General features: G+C 74.2%; 16 protein-coding genes. 6 read left to right on the top strand and 10 right to left on the bottom strand.

From position 1 onward, the window contains the following. Nucleotides 1–41: 41 nt before the first annotated feature. Complete coding sequence (locus ABZS66_RS20560) at nucleotides 42–1,430, bottom strand: condensation domain-containing protein (protein WP_354759867.1); 1,389 nt, start codon at nucleotides 1,428–1,430, stop codon at nucleotides 42–44. A 217-nt stretch (nucleotides 1,431–1,647) separates the two neighbouring features. On the opposite strand from ABZS66_RS20560, the gene ABZS66_RS20555 reads away from it, so the two are divergent. Beyond that, complete coding sequence (locus tag ABZS66_RS20555) at nucleotides 1,648–1,866, top strand: ferredoxin (RefSeq protein WP_354759865.1); 219 nt, start codon at nucleotides 1,648–1,650, stop codon at nucleotides 1,864–1,866. A 54-nt stretch (nucleotides 1,867–1,920) separates the two neighbouring features. Here the strand turns inward: ABZS66_RS20555 and meaB are convergent, their stop codons facing one another. The 4 genes from meaB to ABZS66_RS20535 all read right to left on the bottom strand — a co-directional run bounded on the left by meaB (nucleotide 1,921) and on the right by ABZS66_RS20535 (nucleotide 7,794). After that, nucleotides 1,921–2,877, bottom strand: a complete 957-nt coding sequence (gene meaB, locus ABZS66_RS20550) for a methylmalonyl Co-A mutase-associated GTPase MeaB (protein WP_354759927.1) — start codon at nucleotides 2,875–2,877, stop codon at nucleotides 1,921–1,923. 20 nt (nucleotides 2,878–2,897) lie between these two features. Further along, complete coding sequence (scpA, locus tag ABZS66_RS20545; RefSeq protein ID WP_354759925.1) at nucleotides 2,898–5,027, bottom strand: methylmalonyl-CoA mutase; 2,130 nt, start codon at nucleotides 5,025–5,027, stop codon at nucleotides 2,898–2,900. Next, the gene (locus tag ABZS66_RS20540; RefSeq protein WP_354759863.1) at nucleotides 5,027–6,769 is read right to left on the bottom strand and encodes a methylmalonyl-CoA mutase subunit beta; all 1,743 of its coding nucleotides are present in this window, start codon (nucleotides 6,767–6,769) and stop codon (nucleotides 5,027–5,029) included. Before ABZS66_RS20540 ends, scpA begins: the two co-directional genes overlap by 1 nt. Nucleotides 6,770–6,852: 83 nt before the next feature. After that, entirely contained in the window at nucleotides 6,853–7,794 is a 942-nt protein-coding gene (locus ABZS66_RS20535) for a DUF1152 domain-containing protein (RefSeq protein WP_354759861.1), read from the bottom strand. Between the two features lie 77 nt (nucleotides 7,795–7,871). Between ABZS66_RS20535 and ABZS66_RS20530 the strand changes: the two genes are divergently transcribed. Both ABZS66_RS20530 and ABZS66_RS20525 read left to right on the top strand, forming a co-directional pair. Beyond that, on the top strand, nucleotides 7,872–8,327 hold the full coding sequence (locus tag ABZS66_RS20530; RefSeq protein WP_354759859.1) for a pyridoxamine 5'-phosphate oxidase family protein: 456 nt from the start codon (nucleotides 7,872–7,874) through the stop codon (nucleotides 8,325–8,327). Between the two features lie 10 nt (nucleotides 8,328–8,337). Beyond that, entirely contained in the window at nucleotides 8,338–9,330 is a 993-nt protein-coding gene (locus ABZS66_RS20525) for a class I SAM-dependent methyltransferase (RefSeq protein ID WP_354759857.1), read from the top strand. Nucleotides 9,331–9,352: 22 nt separating this feature from the next. Here ABZS66_RS20525 and ABZS66_RS20520 read toward each other — a convergent pair whose 3' ends face one another. The 4 genes from ABZS66_RS20520 to ABZS66_RS20505 all read right to left on the bottom strand — a co-directional run bounded on the left by ABZS66_RS20520 (nucleotide 9,353) and on the right by ABZS66_RS20505 (nucleotide 14,207). Then, nucleotides 9,353–9,952 carry an ATP-dependent Clp protease proteolytic subunit gene (locus ABZS66_RS20520; protein WP_354759855.1) on the bottom strand — a complete coding sequence of 200 codons (600 nt, stop codon included), beginning with the start codon at nucleotides 9,950–9,952 and terminating at the stop codon, nucleotides 9,353–9,355. Nucleotides 9,953–10,093: 141 nt separating this feature from the next. Next, nucleotides 10,094–11,920, bottom strand: coding sequence for an EAL domain-containing protein (locus ABZS66_RS20515; RefSeq protein ID WP_354759853.1), 1,827 nt, complete (start codon nucleotides 11,918–11,920; stop codon nucleotides 10,094–10,096). Between the two features lie 224 nt (nucleotides 11,921–12,144). Beyond that, complete coding sequence (locus ABZS66_RS20510; RefSeq protein ID WP_354759851.1) at nucleotides 12,145–13,725, bottom strand: MDR family MFS transporter; 1,581 nt, start codon at nucleotides 13,723–13,725, stop codon at nucleotides 12,145–12,147. After that, nucleotides 13,722–14,207 carry a MarR family winged helix-turn-helix transcriptional regulator gene (locus ABZS66_RS20505; RefSeq protein ID WP_354759849.1) on the bottom strand — a complete coding sequence of 162 codons (486 nt, stop codon included), beginning with the start codon at nucleotides 14,205–14,207 and terminating at the stop codon, nucleotides 13,722–13,724. The genes ABZS66_RS20510 and ABZS66_RS20505 overlap by 4 nt, the downstream gene beginning before the upstream one ends. An 83-nt stretch (nucleotides 14,208–14,290) precedes the next feature. On the opposite strand from ABZS66_RS20505, the gene ABZS66_RS20500 reads away from it, so the two are divergent. Continuing rightward, nucleotides 14,291–14,878 (top strand): TetR family transcriptional regulator, encoded by a 588-nt coding sequence (locus ABZS66_RS20500; protein ID WP_354759847.1) that lies wholly within the window; start codon nucleotides 14,291–14,293, stop codon nucleotides 14,876–14,878. Between the two features lie 39 nt (nucleotides 14,879–14,917). On the opposite strand, the gene ABZS66_RS20495 is transcribed toward ABZS66_RS20500, so the two are convergent. Continuing rightward, a complete protein-coding gene (locus tag ABZS66_RS20495; RefSeq protein ID WP_354759845.1) occupies nucleotides 14,918–15,553 on the bottom strand; it encodes a hypothetical protein in 636 nt (211 codons plus the stop codon). A 187-nt stretch (nucleotides 15,554–15,740) separates the two neighbouring features. On the opposite strand from ABZS66_RS20495, the gene ABZS66_RS20490 reads away from it, so the two are divergent. Both ABZS66_RS20490 and ABZS66_RS20485 read left to right on the top strand, forming a co-directional pair. Next, on the top strand, nucleotides 15,741–17,825 hold the full coding sequence (locus ABZS66_RS20490; protein ID WP_354759843.1) for a sensor histidine kinase: 2,085 nt from the start codon (nucleotides 15,741–15,743) through the stop codon (nucleotides 17,823–17,825). Nucleotides 17,826–17,858: 33 nt separating this feature from the next. Further along, on the top strand, nucleotides 17,859–18,509 hold the full coding sequence (locus ABZS66_RS20485; protein ID WP_354759841.1) for a response regulator transcription factor: 651 nt from the start codon (nucleotides 17,859–17,861) through the stop codon (nucleotides 18,507–18,509). Nucleotides 18,510–18,512: the final 3 nt, after the last annotated feature.

The raw sequence follows: 18,512 nt of genomic DNA, 5'->3' as shown, positions 1-18,512 counted from the left end.
TCGCACCACCTGTCCGCATCTGCCCGGTGGCCGACCGCCGCTCAGCGGGCCGCCGTGTACAGCGCGGCCGTCGTGACCTGGTCGTCGGTGGCCGCGCGGACCGCCAGGCGCTCCAGGTCGGTGAGGAAGCCGAGCGGGCCGCGGCGGCCCAGGAAGCCGTGCTCGACGCACAACATGAGCTCGGCGGTGTCGCCCAGATCCATCAGGAACATGAAGAAGTTGGCGTGCATCGGCCGGCGGTCGATCACCGGGGAGCGCAGCTTCGTCGCCGGCAGCGCCGCCTGGATCCGTTCGGCCAGCTCGGCCGGCGGCACGAGGTGTCCCGGCGACCGGTCCAGGACGAAGCGGGTGTCGTTGAAGAAGCAGTAGCCGTCCGGTGTGATCCCGCGGCGCTCGGCGACCGCCACGAACATGGCGTCGAGGTCGAGCGGGTCGTACTCGCAGTGGGCGTACGCCGTCAGGGCCGCGTCCGCCGAGCGGCGCAGCAGGCCGCCGACCGTCTCGTCGCGGTACCCGGCCGGGTCGCAGTCGAGCCGGAAGAGCGCGTTCTGGTTGAACGCGGCGACCACCCCGCGGCTCGCCGGCCGGAACCGGGTCGACACGATCGAGCGCAGGAACGTCTCCCGCTCGGCGGTGTACGCCGCGAGCTGCAGCGCCGTCAGGCCCTGCAGAGCGGTCGCCGGTGGGACGCCGTGGCGGGCGGCGAGGTCGTTGGTGGCCAGGGCGAGGGCCGGCGACTGGATCAGGCCCCAGTCGAGGTTCGGCGGCCGGCCGTCGCGGATGCTCTCGATCATGCTCGCCGGGATCTCGGCGAGGTGCTTCTCCCAGAACGCCAGCGCCTTCGCCGCCCGGCGCCGCCCGACGGCGGACCGCTCGTACTCGCCGCGTTCGAGGGGCTGCTGGCCGGGCTCGACGACGACCGGCGGGTCGGCGAGCAGGTTCGCCAGGTCGCCGCGGACGATCGCGAAGCTCCACCCGTCGACCGCCATGTGGCTGGCCGCGAGCAGCACCGTCTGCGGCGCGCCGTCGCGGACCAGCACGGCGACCCGCAGCGGCAGGTCGGCGGCCATGTCGAACCACCGCACCCGCAGGGCCTCGCCGAGCTCGGCGGCGGCCTCGGCCGAGCCGCGGTCGCCCAGCTCGTGGACCTCCAGGGGGACCTCGCCCTGGGGAAGGACGCGCTGGAGCGGGCCGTCGAGGTACACCGTGTGCAGCGAGTCGTGCCGCTCGACGAGCGTCCGCAGCGCGTCGAGCACGGCCGGCAGGTCGCGGCCGGGCGGGACGGGGACCTCGACGAGCAGGTTGAGCGTGGTGTCGTCGGGCGGGAGCCAGCGCAGGACGTTCCAGATGGCGAGCTGGCCCCAGATGAGCGGGCCCTCGGCGGCGCGGCCGGTGCGGAACGGGATGGTGCCGGGGTAGGTCGTCGACATGGCGTGCACCTTCCCGAAACGGTGATCTACCAAGGCTGATGCATCAGGCGCGATGCATCACGGGCGATGCATCGCGCGGGCGGCGGCTCCGGAGCACAGGCTACGCGCGGAAGTTCGAGTCTTTCAATGAGTCGTTGAAATCATGAGCGATTGCATTCGGAAATTGCCGTTTGGGTACAGGACGACGGACAGTGGCGGAGTTCGATAGGTTGGTCCCATGTGGCGGATCACCGTGGCGAACACGTGCATCGCTTCCGGCAGCTGCGTCGGCATCGCGCCCGACCGCTTCGAGCTCGACGACGCCGAGGGCCGCGCCCACCCGGTGACCACCGACGTCGACCCCGACGACGAGGCCGTCCTCGACGCGGTGGCGTCCTGTCCGATGGAGGCCATCTCCGTGGTCGACCTGGAGACCGGAGAACCCGTCGAGGTCTAAGGCCTGTTTCATATCTGGGCCCGCCGCAGCCCGGCCTCAGGTATGAAACAGGCCTTAGGGCGCCGGCGAGCGGTAGGCGGCGAGCAGCGCGTCCGCGGCCTGCCCCGGCGTCAGCGTGCCGGCCCGCACCTGCTCCTCCACCTGCGGCGCGAGCGCCCGCACGGCCGCGTTCGTGCGCAGGCCGTCGAGCAGCGCGTCGCGGGCGGTCGACCAGATCCACTGCACCTGCTGGCGTTCACGCCGCCGGGCCAGGCCGCCGTCGCGCTCCAGGTGGTCCCGGTGCGACTCCAGCAGGCCCCACAACGCCGGCAGCCCGGCGCCGGTGAGGCCGCTGCACGTCACGACCGGCGTCGACCAGTCGGCGCCGGCGCCGCCCGGGCGCAGCAGCCGCAGGGCGCCGGCCAGCTCACGGGCCGCCTTGCGGGCGTCGGCCTCGTGCGGGCCGTCGGCCTTGTTGACCGCGATCACGTCGGCCAGCTCCAGCACGCCCTTCTTGATGCCCTGGAGCTGGTCGCCCGTGCGGGCCAGGGCCAGCAGCAGGAACGAGTCCACCATGTCCGCCACCGCGGTCTCGGACTGCCCGACCCCGACCGTCTCGACGAGCACCACGTCGTAGCCGGCCGCCTCGACCACCACCATCGCCTCGCGGGTGGCCCGCGCGACGCCGCCCAGCGTGCCGGAGGTGGGCGACGGGCGCACGAACGCGGCCGGGTCGACGGCCAGGCGGGTCATGCGCGTCTTGTCGCCGAGGATGCTGCCGCCGGTGCGGGTCGACGACGGGTCGACGGCCAGGACCGCGACCCGGTGCCCGTCCCCGGTCAGCTGGGTGCCCAACGCGTCGATGAACGTCGACTTTCCCACGCCGGGCACGCCCGTCACGCCGATCCGCCGGGACCGCCCGGCGTGCGGGGTCAGCGCGACCAGCAGCTCCTGGCCGAGCGGGCGGTGGTCGGCCCGGGTGGACTCGACCAGCGTGATCGCCCGGGCGATCCAGGCGCGCTCGCCGGCCAGGACGCCCTCGACGTACGAGGTCAGTGGCGCAGGCGCGATCGCAGCTCTCCCAACAGGTCCAGCGCCGCGTCGGCGATCACGGTGCCCGGGCCGAAGATCGCCGCGGCGCCGGCGGCGCGCAGCTCGTCGTGGTCCTGCGGCGGGATCACGCCGCCGACGATGACCATGATGTCGTCGCGGCCCAGCGCGGCCAGCTCCGAGCGCAGCGCCGGCACCAGCGTGAGGTGCCCCGCGGCGAGCGAGTTGACGCCCACGACGTGCACGTCCGCCTCGACCGCCTGCCGGGCCACCTCGGCCGGCGTCTGGAACAGCGGGCCCACGTCGACGTCGAAGCCGAGGTCGGCGAAGGCGGTCGCCACCACCTTCTGGCCGCGGTCGTGGCCGTCCTGGCCCATCTTGGCGACCAGGATGCGCGGGCGGCGGCCCTCGGCCTCGGCGAACTCGGCCGTGGCGGCGCGCACCCGCTCGATGTTGGTCACGTTGCCGGCCTCGTCGCGGTACACGCCGGAAATCGTACGGATCTGCGCCGTGTGCCGCCCGAAGACCTCCTCGAGGGCGAGCGAGATCTCGCCGACCGTCGCGTGCGCGCGGGCCGCGGCCACGGACAGCTCCAGCAGGTTGCCGCCGCCGGCGGCGCCCTCACGCAACGCCGCCAGGGCAGCAGCACACGCGTCGGCGTCGCGATCGGCCCGCAGTCGCTCCAGGCGCGCGATCTGCTGCGCGCGCACCGCCGAGTTGTCGACCTTCAGCACCTCGATCGGCTCGTCGGCGTCGGGGCGGTACTTGTTGACGCCGATCACCGGCTGCCGACCGGAGTCGATGCGGGCCTGCGTCCGGGCCGCCGCCTCCTCGATGCGCAGCTTCGGGATGCCCTCGTCGATCGCCCGGGCCATGCCGCCGGCCCGCTCGACCTCCTCGATGTGCGCCCACGCCTTGGCCGCGAGGTCGTGCGTGAGCCGCTCGACGTAGGCGCTGCCGCCCCACGGGTCGATCACCCGCGTGGTGCCCGACTCCTGCTGGAGCAGCAGCTGGGTGTTGCGGGCGATGCGGGCCGAGAAGTCGGTCGGCAGCGCGAGCGCCTCGTCGAGCGCGTTGGTGTGCAGCGACTGGGTGTGCCCCTGGGTCGCGGCCATCGCCTCGACGCACGTGCGCACCACGTTGTTGAACACGTCCTGCGCGGTGAGCGACCAGCCCGACGTCTGGCAGTGCGTGCGCAGGCTCAGCGACTTCGGGTTCGTGGCGCCGAACTCGCGCACCAGCCGCGCCCACAGCAGCCGGCCGGCCCGCAGCTTCGCGACCTCCATGAAGAAGTTCATGCCGATGGCCCAGAAGAACGACAGCCGCGGCGCGAACACGTCCACGTCGAGGCCCGCGTCCCGGCCGGCCCGCAGGTACTCCACGCCGTCCGCGAGCGTGTACGCCAGCTCCAGGTCGGCGGTCGCCCCGGCCTCCTGGATGTGGTAGCCCGAGATCGAGATGGAGTTGAACTTCGGCATGTGCCGGGAGGTGTACGCGAAGATGTCGCTGATGATCCGCATGGAGGGCGCGGGCGGGTAGATGTAGGTGTTGCGGACCATGAACTCTTTGAGGATGTCGTTCTGGATCGTCCCGGACAGCTGCTCCGGGGCGACGCCCTGCTCCTCGGCGGCGACGATGTAGAGCGCGAGCACCGGCAGTACCGCGCCGTTCATCGTCATCGAGACGCTCATCCGGTCGAGCGGGATGCCCGCGAAGAGCTGCCGCATGTCCAGGATCGAGTCGATCGCCACGCCGGCCATCCCGACGTCGCCGGCCACGCGCGGATGGTCGGAGTCGTAGCCGCGGTGGGTGGCCAGGTCGAACGCGACCGACAGGCCCTTCTGGCCGGCGGCGAGGTTGCGCCGGTAGAAGGCGTTGGACTCCTCGGCGGTCGAGAAGCCGGCGTACTGCCGCACCGTCCACGGCTGCGTCGTGTACATCGTCGGGTAGGGGCCGCGCAGGTACGGCGGGATCCCCGGCAGCGTGCCGAGGTTGACACCGTCGAGGTCGGCGGCGGTGTAGACGGGTTTGACGTCGATGCCCTCCGGCGTGTGCCAGGCCTCGGCGCCGGGCCGGGCGGCGCTCTCGTCGACCCGTGGGGTGCCGAGGGCGACCTCGGAGAAGTCGGGAATCACAGCGCCACCACTCCCAGGTCCTGATGCGTCTGCCGCAGGACGTCCAGCGCGTCGCACCCGGCGAACAGGTACGCGTCGACACCCTCGTAGCCGGCCGGTTTTCCGGCGAGCCAGACCCTGCTCACACCTTGTCGTTTCAGTTGTACGGCGGTCGCGGCGGCGTCGTCGGCATAGGAGCGGTCGGAACCGCAGATGCAGGCGACGCCGCCCGTGACCGCCTCTGGTCCACTGTGGACGGTCCGGATGCCGCCGGCCGCGAACAGGTTGGCGGCGAACGACGCGCGGGCCGAGTGCGCGGCCGGCGGGCCCAGCGTCACCAGCGGCACCGTCGGCGTCCCGGCCGCCTCCGCCGCGTCCCGCAGCAGTTCGAAGCGCTCGCTGTACCACCGCCTCGGCAGTCCACCCGTGGGAGGCGGCGGGGCGGGGGCGCGCTGCGGCCGGCGCTCCTCCAGATGCGGGAACTCCGAGACGCCGGTGATCGGGTCGCGCCGGTGCGCGATGTTCTCCGCCCGCCGCTGCCAGGTGGCCTCGATCCGGTCGGCGACGAGCCCGCCGCGGAGCGCCGCGGCCATCCCGCCGGCCCGCTCGACCTCGGTGAACACGTCCCAGGCGGCGTGGGCGAGCGCGTCGGTGAGCGACTCGGCGAACCATGAGCCGCCGGCCGGGTCGAGCACCCGGGCCACCCCGGCCTCCTCGATGAGCAGCGACTGCGTGTTGCGCGCGATCCGCCGGGCGAACCCGTCGGGCAGCCCGAGCCGCGCGTCGAACGGCTGCACGGTGACCGCGGCGGCGCCGCCGACCCCGGCGCCGAAGCACGCGAGCGTCGTGCGCAGCATGTTCACCCACGGGTCGCGGGCGGTCATCATCGCGTCGCTGGTGACGGCGTGCTGCAGCTGCGCGCCGAGGTGCGGCACGTCGCAGACCTGCGCGATCCGGGCCCAGATCCGGCGGGCGGCGCGCAGCTTGGCGATGGTCGCGAACTGGTCGGCGGTGGCCGCGTAGCGGAACTCCAGGCGGCGCAGCGCCATGCCGGTGCTCAGCCCGGCGCCCACCAGCGCCCGCAGGTACGCCAGCCCGGTCGCGGCGGCGTACCCGAGTTCCTCGGCGTCGCTCGCGCCGGCGTCGTGGTACACCGTGGCGTCCACGGTCGCGATCCGCAGGTCGCTGTCCTTGCCGCTCAGGCGGCGCAGCAGGTCGAGGTCGGCCGGCTCGCCGGTCCGCGCCTGCCAGCCGAGCGGGTCGGCGCCGAAGCTGCCGCGCTTGTCGTCACCGGGCAGCGCGAGGAACGCGTCCACCGCGGCCTCCGTGGCGGCGCCGTTGTCGAGCACGACCGGCGCGAGGTTCAGGTGCACCCCGTCGAGCACCTCGGCCAGGTCGCCGGGGGCGATGCCGGCCAGCCAGATCGAGGTGACGCCGTTCTCCAGGTCGGTGAGGATCGCCTCCCGGGTGGCCTTGGCGTCGGGGTCGGCGTGCCGCTGCCGGATGTCCCAGCCGGCGGTGTCGCCCGCCCCGCGGATGAACGGCGGCGCGCCCGGCAGCCCGGCGGCGGGCGCCCGGTCGTCCCCGGTGTACAGCGGCGCGATCGGCACCCCGCTGTAGTCGACGGTCGACAGCAGCTCCCGGACCGGCCGGTCCTCCGTGACGCCCGACTTGCGCAGCACACCCAGCGCGAGCCGCTCCCACTCGGCGTAGTCGGCGCTCTCGTCGCGCTCGTCGGTCTGGTCGCTCATGGCGCTCATGGCCGAATGCTAAGTCGGCGCGCCACCACGGTCGGGGGCGATGTGACAACCTCCACCGTCCCAATATCCCACTACGGGGCCGGTCAGTGCGGGAATGCCCGCGGCGTGCGCGGCGTGACCGTCGCCCGGAACTCCTCGATCCGCCGCGCGACCTGGAGCATGCCGAGCGTGTGTTCGAGGCGGCCGAGGTACCGGTGGCGCCGCACCAGCCCCGCGACGGTGCAGCTGAAATAGATCGCCATCAGGGGATTCACGAACAGCCGGCTGCCCTGCGTGCGGGTGGTGAACTGGACGTCGCCGAAGTCGCCCCGGGTCGCCGCGGCGATCTGCCCGTTGACGATGCTGGGCCGCAGCGGGGTGGCCCGCTGGGCGTGCTCGACGGCGGCCCGGTAGCGGACCGCCTCGGGGCTGCGCGACGGGATGGACAGCGCGCCGAGGTACTCGCCGTCGCGGTCGAGCGCGGCCAGGTTCTCGAGCACCTGGCTGTGGTTGACCCCGTGGTACGCGTCGATGCCGAAGCCCAGGCAGGTCACCAGCCGGGTCGGCACGCCGTCCAGCCCGGCCACGGCGGCCAGGCTGGTCATGTCCTCGGCGGGCGTGCCCAGCCCGGCCTCGTCGCCGCACATCAGGATGTCGGTACCGCCGTCGACCAGCACGATGGCGTCGACGCGCAGGTGGTCGACGAGCGCCGCGTACGCCTCGCGGAGCGGCTCGACGCCCGTCCGCGGGAACGCGTACACCGTCCCCGGCAGCCACTGCGCGAGCGCCCGCTCCGGGAAGTAGTCGTCGAGCCCCTCCGTGCCGGCGGTCACCTCGGCGACCCCCGGGGCCAGCCAGGCGTCCTGATCGAGCAGCTCAAGCCGGCTGAAGGAGAGATTCGCCAGGTGTACCGCCTGGCCGCGCGCCTGCAGGGCGAACGCGAGCGGTAGGCCGGCGTAGACGTCGAACCCGCCGCCGGCGCCGGCGACGAGCACGCTGCGGGCGTCGCGCAGCGCCGCGAACAGCGGCGGCTCGGCGAGGTGCATCGTTCCTCCCTCGTTCCCTTTTCCCTGTTTCCCTTTCCCTGACAGGAATTGTCAGGGGTGGGTGCCAGGATGCTGGCATGTGGTGGAACGAGTTCGCCGCCGCCGAGCCTGACCTGGCGGCGCGGGTGGAGGCCCGGTTCAAGGCCGCCCGGCACAGCACGATGGCGACCCTGCGGCGGGACGGGTCGCCGCGCATCAGCGGCACCGAGGTGGAGTTCGGCGCGGACGGGATGGTCCTGGGCAGCATGGCCGGCTCCCTGAAGGCCCGCGACCTGCGCCGCGACCCGCGCGTGGCGCTGCACAGCCCGAGCGTCGACCCCGACGACGACGCCCCCGCGACCTGGCCGGGCGACGCCAAGGTGGCCGGCACGGCCCACGAGGTCGCGGTGGAGCCGGCGCCGGAGGACGGCTCGCACCGCTTCCGCGTCGACGTCACGGAGGTCGTGCTCACCTACGTGGCCCCGTCGGCCGACCACCTGGTCGTGGAGAGCTGGCACCCGGACCGGGGGCGGGAGACCCGCATGCGCAAGTAGGGTCGGTGCGGTGGACGCTGTCGAGTACATCCGCGGCCTGGCCGCCGAGTCCCTGGCCCGGGACGACGCGGTCGGCTGGTGGGACACCCTGTACGTCGCCGCCGGCGAGGGCGTGACCGCCATCCCCTGGGACCGCGGCGGCCCACACCGCCTCCTGGCCTCCTGGGCCGCCGAGCGCGGCCTGCTGCCTCGCGCCGAGCAAGCGGCCGAAGCGGGCGGCGGGGGAGTGGCTGAGGCGGGCGCCGGGCAAGCGGCGGTGGCGGGCGGCGGGGGAGTGGCTGAGGCGCGCGGCGGGCAAGCGGCGGTGGCGGCCGAAGCGGGCGGCGGGGGAGTGGCTGAGGCGGGCGGCGGCCAAGCGGCGGTGGCGGGCGGCGGGGGAGTGGCGAGCCGGGGCCGGGCCGTCGTGGTCGGCTGCGGTCTGGGGGCGGACGCGGAGTTCCTGGCCGGCCTCGGCTGGACGACGACCGCGTTCGACGTGTCGCCCTCGGCGGTGCGGACGGCGCGCGAGCGGTTCCCGGACTCGCCTGTCGAGTACGTGGTGGCCGACCTGTTCGCGCTGCCGGAGGGCTTCGCGGGCGGGTTCGACCTGGTGCTGGAGAGCATGACCGTCCAGGCGCTGCCCCGGGCGCTGCGGGAGCGGGCGGTCGCCGCGGTGCGGTCCTTGGTCGCCCCGGGCGGCACGCTGCTGGTCATCGCCGCGCTCGCGGACCCAGCCGCCGCGCTCGCGGACCCAGCCGCCGCGGTCGCGGATTCGGCGGCCGCGCTCGCTGATCCGGCGGCCGCAGTCGCGGATTCGGCCGCTGCGGTCGCGGACCCGGCCGCTGCGGTCGCAGACCCAGCCGTCCCGGGCGCCGCCGGCGGCTCGGAGGGCGAGCCTGGGCCGCCGTGGCCGCTCACCCGGGCCGATGTCGAGTCCTTCGCCGGTGGCGGGCTGGTCGCGCGGCGGATCGAGCGGCACGACCTCGACGGCGCCGCACGGTGGCGCGCCGAGTTCAGCCGCTGACGCCGCGCCCCCGGCCCGCCGGCTAGCGGGTGACGATCTCGGTGATCAGGCCGTACGCCAGGGCGTCCTCCGCGGACAGGATCGTGCCGGACTGGAGGTCGTCCTCCACCCGGGAGCGCGGGCGGCCCGTCGCGCCCGCGATGCGTAACACCAGGTCCTCCAGGTCGCGCAGGTAGCGGCCGGCCTCGGCCACCACCTGGTCGGCCGTGCCGCCGGGGCTGGTGACCTTCGGCTCGGCCAGGCGGAACCGGGCGTGCGGGAACGCCGCGCGCTTCGTGGCCGCGCAGAAGACGCCCAGGGCGGCCGCGCCGACCTGGCCGATCGCCGTGGCGTGCACCGGGGCGTTGACGGCGTCGAGGGCGTCGACCAGGGTCCAGGCGGCGGCCAGGGCGCCCTGGTCGGCACTCATGTGCAGGGTGATCGGGTCGGCCGACATCGCGTCGAGGGCCAGCAGGGTCGCCGCGGCGCGGGCGGCCGTGTCGGGCTCCAGGTCGCGCACGAACAGCATGCGGCGGCCGAAGAGCTGCTCGTCGAGCCACGGCGCGTGGGCGGCCGGCTGGGGGAACGGCGGCAGCGGGTCGTCGTCGGGGCGCCGGTCGGGGTGGTAGCGGAGACGCGCCATGCCACCGAACATAGGCGAACCCACCGCCGCCCACAGCCCGCCCGGGCCCCGTTCCGCTGCGGGCGTAAGCGCAACGACCGAGAGCAGATTCGGCAGGGGCGACCCCGACCGGACCGGCCGGGTGATCGTCGCACCCAAGGGTCACCAGGTCCGCCGGCGGACCAGCGCCGCCTCGACCCGCTCCGCCGGTGCGGGCGTGCCGTAGTAGTGGCCCTGTCCGAGCCGGCAGCCGGCCGCGCGGACCAGGTGCACGTGCTCCTCCGCCTCCAGGCCGTGGGCGACCACGGTCACGTCGAGCCGCTGCCCCAGCTGCGCGACGACGTCGATGATCGGCGCGATTCCGCCGCCGCTGCCCGCCGGTACCGTGAACAGGGAGCGGTCGACCTTGAGCAGGTCGGCGGGGAGCCGGCGCAGGTCGCCCGAGGTCGTGGCCCCGGTGCCGAAGCCGTCCAGCGCGGTGCGCACCCCGATCGCCCGCACCGTGGCCAGCGGCTCGGCCAGGCGGCCCGGGTCGGTGCCGAGCTCGCGCTCGGCGAGCTCGACGACGAGGTCGGCCGGCTCGACCTGGCGACTGTCCAGGGCCAGGCTCAGCCGCTCGGCGAAGCCGGGGGCCACGAAGTCGTCGCAGCCCACGTTGACGCTCATCCACAGGCGGTACCCCTCCTGCTGCCAGAGCGACAGCTGACGGCACGCCCGGTGCAGCACCCACTCGTGCACGGCCGCCGTCACGCCCAACTCCCGCGCGATGCCGAGCGTCTCCCGGGGCGGGATCGTGCCGAGCCGCGGGTGCCGCCAGCGCAGCAGCGCCTCCACCCCGACCGGATGGCCCTCGACGAGGTCGTAGACGGGGTGGAAGGCCAGGTCGAGCTCCCCGCGCCCGGCGGCCTGCGGGAGGTGCTGCTCCAGCACGGCCCGCCGGACGTAGGCCGCCTCGTCGTGCCACTCGATGCGGCCGGACCGCCCGGCCCGGCGCACGGTCTCCCCGGGGCCGCCGCCGACCAGGGCGAGGCCGCTGTGGGTGGTGCGCTGCGGGCTGGTCTCCGGCTCGTGCCCCTCGCTGAACCGGTGTACCGTGGCCGCCTCCAGCATCTCCCGGAGCACCACCGCGAGCACGGCGACGGCGCCGATCACCATCGCCTCCGTGCCGATCCGGCCCCGGCTGAAGAGCGCGTACAGCACCGCCGCGCCCCCGGCGAGCACGGGCGCGACGAGCAGCGGGTCGCCGATGAGCGTCCCGTCGGCCACCGCCGGCGCGGTCTCCCGGCGGGCGGTGGACAGGGACCGGCACGCGCCGGCCCACAGGAGCACCGACCCGGCCACGAGCAGGCCGCCCGCGGCGAGCAGCCACGTGTCGCGGCGCGCCGGTAGCAGCGCCAGCACGGCGAGGCCGAGCATGAGCAGCGCCACGCCGCCGGCCGCGGTGACGGCGGCCCACCGCGGGTGGGGCGCGCGCACACCGCTCACCACCGCGACCGTGACGCCGACGACGGCCAGCAGGCAGGTGACGAAGACGGCGGCGCTCGGCTCGCCGTCGAGCTCCAGGACGAGCACGAGGAGGGTGAGGTACTTCCACAGCGCCACGCAGACGCCGTCGAGCCCCCGCAGTGCGGCGCCGCCGACGCCGCCGCCGGTGACGCCGGGCAGCAGGAGCAGGCCACCGACGAGGGCGGCGCCGGCCGCCGGCCCGGCGTACGCGAGCACCGCCACCGCGGCGGTGGTGCTCGCGTACGGCGCGGTCGCGCAGCCCGCGGCCCCGATCAGCCCCACCCCGAGCGCCACGATCCCGCCGGTGACCCGGCCCGGCCACCCGTCCCGGCGCGCCTCGGCGGCCAGCCGGAACATCCAGCAGCCGTGCAGCGCGGCGGCGACGGCGGCGAGCACGACGGCGGTGGCGGCGCCGAGCCCGGCGAACGGTCCGCCGAGCAGGACGGCCCCGGCGGCGGCGAGGGTGACCGGGGCGGACGCCATCAGCCATCGCCGGCGCGACCTGTGTGCGCCTCCGACTCCCGAAGTCATGGTGGGTCCGTCCGCTCGCCGGGTCAGGGGATGCCTAGCTGACCCGGTAACGAGACCCGCCCGGGACGGTGACGCGGCACGAACCGCCGTCACCCGAACGGGCGAGGATCGGACAAAAGGAAGGGCGGGGCAGCCCAGGGGGTGGCTGCCCCGCCCGTGTTCCCGACCGGGAACGTCTACTTCGGCTCGCCGACCTTCTCGTCGACCTTCAGGTCCAGCGTGGTGCGCAGGGCCGTCGGGCGCATGAGCAGGGCCGCGATCACGCCGACCACCGCGATGCCGGCCGAGATCAGGAAGATGTGGCCGGTCGCGTCGCCGTACGCGGCGCGGACGATGTGCTGCATCGCCTCGGGCAGGGCGTTGAGGTTCAGGTTGCTCGTCTCGCCGCCGCTCGCGGACGCCGGCAGACCGGCGTCGGCGAGGGCGTGCGTGATGTTGTCGGTGACCCTGCGGGCCAGGACCGCGCCGAGGACCGACACGCCGATCGTGCCGCCCAGCGAGCGGAAGAACGCCACCGTCGAGCTGGCCGCGCCGATGTCCTTCAGCTGTACCGTGTTCTGCACCGCGAGCACCAGGTTCTGCATCGACGAGCCGACGCCGATGCCGACCAGCAGCATGCCGAAGCCCACGAAGTACAGCGACGTCGCGTGGTCGATCGTCGACAGCACGCCGAAGCCGGCGACGAGCACGATCGTGCCGAACACGATGTACGGCTTGATCCGCCCGCTGCTGGTGATGAGCCGCCCGACGACGATCGACGAGATCAGCACGCCCGCCATGAGCGGGATGGTGAGCAGCCCCGCCTCCGTGGGCGTGTAGCCGCGGCCGATCTGGAAGTACTGGCCGAGGAACACCGCGCCGCCGAACATCGCCATGCCGACCGCGAGGCTCGCCACGATCGACAGTGCCGTGGTGCGCTCGGCGAGGATCGGCAGCGGCACCACCGGCTCGGCGGCCCGCTTCTCGACCCACACGGCCAGTGCGAGCAGCACCACGCCGGCGCCGACCATGACCGCGGTCTGCCAGGACAGCCAGGCGAACGAGCCGTCGACGAACGAGACCCAGATGAGCAGCACGCTGACGCCGGCGGCGATGAGCGCGGCGCCCAGGTAGTCGATCTTCACGTTGTCCCGGCGGAGCGTGGCGACGTGCAGGGTCTTCTGCAGCACGATCAGCGCGATGACCGCGACCGGGACGCCGACGAAGAAGCACCAGCGCCAGCCGAGCCACGACGTGTCGACGATGAGGCCGCCGAGCAGCGGGCCGCCGACGGTCGCGACCGCCATGACGCCGCCGAGATATCCGTTGTACCGCCCGCGCTCCCGCGGCGGGATCATGGCCGCGATCACGACCTGGACCAGCGCCTGCAGGCCGCCGACGCCGATGCCCTGGAAGGCCCGGGCGGCGATGAGCTCGCCGGCGTTCTGCGACAGGCCGCTCAGCATCGAGCCGATCACGAAGATGACGATCGAGACCTGGACGAGCAGCTTCTTGTTGTAGAGGTCGGCGAGCTTGCCCCAGATCGGCGTCGAGGCGGTCGCGGTGAGCAGGGTGGCGGTGACCACCCAGGTGTACTGGCTCTGGGTGCCGTTGAGCGCGCCGATGATCTTCGGCAGCGCGGTCGAGACGATGGTGGAGCTCACCAGCGCGACGAAGAGCACGAGCAGCAGGCCGCTGAGCGCCTCGAGGATCTGCCGATGGGTCATCGGCTCCTCGGTGGCGGCCGCGGCTGCGCGACCGTCGACGGTCTGGGTCATCGGGTTGCCTCCGGAACGAGAGGTGCTTGAGCCGGCACGGTGGCCGGTTGAACGGATGCGGCCAGGGCCTCGGTGAAGCGGCGCAGCAGGCCGCGGAGGGCGTCGACGTCGGTGGGCGACCAGTCGCCCAGCGCCGCGGCGAACAGCGAGCGGTACCACTCGTCGGCCTCGCGCAGCGCCTGCCGGCCGGCGTCGGTGAGCTCCAGGAAGCTGGCCCGCCCGTCGTGCGGGTCGGCGACCCGGCGCACGAGCCCGTCCTGCACGAACGAGCTGACCGCCCGGCTGGTGGTCGACTGGTCCAGCGCGCAGACCTGGGCGAGCTCCTTGAGGTGGCAGCCGCCGGCGAGCCGGTCGATGGCCGCCAGCATGCCCGCCATCCCCGGGGCGACCAGGCCGCTGCGGTGCTGGTGCTGCTGCTTGAGCAGGCGCACGACCTTCATCAGCTCGCGCACCTCGTCCCGCAGCAGGGTGACGGTGTCCATGGGGGTCCTCCAGATACTTGCCTGATACAAGCATCCAAAAAACTTGCCCATTGCGCAAGTTTGCTCGATGAGAACTAGGTAACATGTGCGCCGTGAGCGCCGGCCTGCGGGAACGCAAGAAGTCCGCCACCCGCCAGGCCCTGCACGAGGCCGCGGTGGCACTGTCGGTCGAGCACGGCCTGGAGCGGGTCACGGTCGAGGCGATCGCCGACGCCGCCGAGGTCTCCCGGCGCACGTTCTCCAACTACTTCGCCAGCAAGGAGGAGGCCTTCCTCTACGGCGACCACCTGCGGATGCGCCTGCTCGTCGACGCGGTCCGGGAGCGCCCGGCGGACGAGCGGCCGTGGGCCGCGCTCACCGCGGCCGGCGTGGAGACGCACTGCCGGCTCGGCCCGCGCGACCAGGAGTGGGTGACGCAGGTCCGGTTGGTGCGCCGGCACCCGGCGCTCGCCGCGCAGCAGGTCGCCACCTACAGCGCGCTGGAGGACGACCTCACCGCCGAGCTGTGCGCGCGGGGCCTCGGCGACCGGATGCGGGCCCGGCTCATGGCCGCCGCGTTCCTCGTCGCGATGCGGGTCGCGATCGCCGAGTGGCTCGACCGCCCGCCGGGCACCCCGCTCGGCGACGTGACCCGCGAGGCCCTGGACGCGACCGGCGCCGCCTTCGGGTGAAGGCGGCGCCGAAGGCTCATGCGCTGGGGCCGGCCCACATCAGCGGGCACCCGTCAGGCGCGGCTTCAGGGCCAGGATGGCGCCGAGCGTCGCGTAGCCGATGACCAGGTGCGTGCCGCCGATGAAGTCCACGACCCGGCTCTCGCCGAGGATGACGAACGCCGGCACGGTGCAGATGAACCAGGTCTCCGCGATGAACGGCCAGACCCGCGCCAGGCCCTTCCAGCGCTTGCTGAAGAACAGCTTCACGCCGATGAGGAACATGCCGAACATCGACAGCGGCCAGCAGATGTCCATCGGCACCAGCCAGGCGGCGTCGCGCAGGGCGGGGACGGCGTGCGCGAAGCTCCAGATCGTGGCGATGGCCAGGATCACGTGCTCGACGTAGAGGGCGACCCGGGCCGCCTTCGAGACGCCGGTGGCCCGGGTGCGCAGCTGCACCGCCAGCAGCGCGAAGATGCCGAGCTGGAACAGGCCGCCGGTGAGGTCCTGGATGGTCATGCCGAGCGAGTCGTCGGGGTTGTTGCCGACGGTGAAGATCGCCCCGGCCCAGGACAGCGAGCCGGCGGTGAGGATCGCCCCGGCGATGCGGGTGGCGCGGGCGGAGATGCCGGGGGTGGCGGTGGCGGGGCCCAGGTCGGTGCGGGCCGGGATCGGTTCGGTGCGGATCGTCATGGCAGTGGGTTCTTCCTTTATGTGAACGTCCAGCGCGGTGCTGTCCGGGTATGCCGTAGAGCTTGCGGCCCGCCGCGACCCGGGCGGCAGGGCCGCGCGCCCCGCCCGCTGTCCCCGGGCCTGTCCCGGGTCGCCCGGGACACCGGTCCTCTGTGGTCCGGGACCCGGTGACTGGCACCATGGGCGCATGCCCCGCCTCACCGTGTCGTCGCTGGTCGCCGGCCTGCTCGTGGCCCTCACGGTCGCCTCGACGGTCGCCGCGGCCGCGCTCGACCTGGCGATCGGCGCCGCCAACCGGGCCGCCGACGGCCTGGAGGCGGGCTGGATCTCCGGCGCCACCGGGCTCGCGCTCGCGATCCCCGGCGGGCTCCTCGTGCGCCGCGTGCCCCGCAACGCGGTCGCCTGGATCCTGTGCGTCACCGGCCTGCACTGGGCGGTCGACGGCACCGCGTCGTCGTGGGTGGCGTACTCCATCACCCAGGACCATGTGCTGCCCGGCACCGAGCTCGCGCTCTGGGCCTACCTGCGCCTCGGCGCGAGCCTGCTGTTCTCGCTGCCGCTGCTGCTCGTGTTCTACCCCGACGGCCGGCTGCCGTCGGGCCGGTGGCGCTGGGCGGCGATCGGCAGCCTCGGCGCGACCGCGATCATGCCGGTGACGATCCTGTTCGCGCCCACCCGGATCGCGGACTCCCTGGGCGACCCGATGCCGCGCTCGGTCGCCCACATCCAGATCGATCTCCTCGCGGTACCGCTGCCCGACCAGGTCTGGACGGTCCTGTTGCGGGTCGGCTACGCCATGCTCCCGCTGAGCATGCTCATCCCGTTCGCGATCGTGATCCGGCGGTACCGCCTGGCGACCGGCCTGGAGCGCACGCGCATGCGCTGGCTGGTGTGGGCGGGCGTGGTCGACGTGCTCGTCATGCTCTCCTCCGCCGCCCTGCCGCAGTCCGTCACCGGCGCCGCCCTGTTCGTCGCGGTCGGCGTCACCGGCTTCGCGATCGCGGTCGGCGTGCTGAAGCCCAAGCTGTTCGACATCGACCGGCTGCTCGGCGGGACCGTGCTGTACGGCGCCCTCGCCACCGTCGTCGTGGTCGTCGACGCCGGCGTCCTCGCCCTCGTCGCGCTGCTGCCGGGCGCCGACGGGCAGAGCGCGGGCGCGGCCCGGTTCGTCGGCCTGCTCGTGGTCCTGCTCGTCTACGGCCCGCTGCGCAACCGCCTCTGGCGGCTCGTGCAGCGCGTGGTGCTCGGCCAGCGGCACGACCCGTACCGCGTCGTCTCCGGCCTCGCCGAGCAGCTCGAGCGCACCGACAGCCCGGAGGACCAGCTGCTGGCCGTCGCGCGGAGCGTCGCCGAGGCGTTCAACTCGCCCTACGTGGCCGTCGAGGTACACCGGACCGGAGGCACCCTCCTCGCGGAGCACGGCATCGCGCCGCCCGCGACGCAGACCCTGCCCATCACGTACCGCGACGAGACCGTCGGCCGCCTCATCCTCGCCGCCGGCGACCCGCGCACCGCGCTGTCCCCGCGCGACGAGCGGCTCCTCGCCGACGTCGTGCGGCAGGCGGCCGCCGCCGCCCGGGCCAGCGACCTCGCCGCCGAGCTCCAGCGCAGCCGCGAGCGGCTGGTCGGCGCCCGCGAGGAGGAGCGCCGCCGGGTCCGCCGCGACCTGCACGACGGCCTCGGCCCGGCGCTCGGCGGCGTGGCCCTGCGCATCGACACCGCCCGCAACCTGCTGCGCGGCAAGGACGGCACGGCGAACGCCGACGCGATGCTCCGGCAGGCCCGCGACGACGTCGCCACCGCCCTCGCCGACGTCCGGCGGCTCGTCCACGACCTGCGCCCGCCGGCCCTCGACGACGTCGGGCTGGCCGGCGCGGTCGGGCAGGTCGCCCAGCGGCTGCGCACCCCCGGCCTGACCACGACGGTCGAGCCGGCCGGCCCGGACGAGCTCGACGACCTGCCGGCCGCGGTCGAGGTCGCGGCCTACCGCATCGCCTCCGAGGCCCTGGCCAACGTGGCCAGGCACGCCGCCGCCCGCACCTGCGTCGTGCGGTTCCGTCGCGACGGCCGCACGCTCCTTGTCGAGGTCGCCGACGACGGCACCGGCATCGCGCCCGGCACCCCGTCCGGGGTCGGGCTGGTCTCGCTGCGCGAGCGGGCCGCCGAGCTCGGCGGCCGGTGCGAGATCGAGTGCCCGGCGACGGGTGGCACGGTCGTTCGGGCGTACCTGCCGCTAAGCTCGGCACCCCTGGACCGGGTTCCGAGCCGATAGGCCCCGACCAAGATCAGTCAATGGAGGTGCAGGGTGGCTGAGGAGCCGGTGCGCGTGGTCGTGGCGGATGACCACCCGATCTTCCGCGACGGCCTGGCGATGCTGCTCGGCTCGGTCGACGGGATCCAGGTCGTCGGCACCGCCGCCACCGGCGTCGAGGCGGTCGGGGTCGCCGTCGAGCAGTTGCCCGACGTCGTGGTCATGGACGTGCAGATGCCGGGGCTCAACGGGATCGAGGCGACCCGCCGGATCGCCGCCGAGGCGCCGTCGGTCGGTGTGGTGGTCCTCACGATGTCCGAGGACGACGGCACGGTCTTCGCCGCCGTGCGGGCCGGCGCCCGCGGCTACCTGGTGAAGGGCGCCGAGCAGGAGGAGATCGTCCGGGCGATCAACACCGTCGCCTCCGGCGGCGCCGTGTTCGGCGCCACCCTCGCCCGGCGCATCGCCGAGTTCTTCGCCGCCGGCCCGCCGTCGGCGACCACCGCGTTCCCCGAGCTCACCGCCCGCGAGCGGGAGATCCTCGACCTGCTGGCGGCCGGCCGCTCCAACGCCCAGATCGCCCAGGCGCTGTTCCTGTCGCAGAAGACCGTCCGCAACAACGTGTCCAACGTCTTCGCCAAGCTGCAGGTCGCCGACCGGGCCGAGGCGATCGTCCGGGCCCGGGAGGCCGGTTTGGGACGATGAGCG

It is taken from the genome of Dactylosporangium sp. NPDC005572, assembly GCF_040605515.1.
Classification (GTDB): domain Bacteria; phylum Actinomycetota; class Actinomycetes; order Mycobacteriales; family Micromonosporaceae; genus Dactylosporangium.
This window is presented reverse-complemented; position numbering and strand designations above follow the sequence as displayed.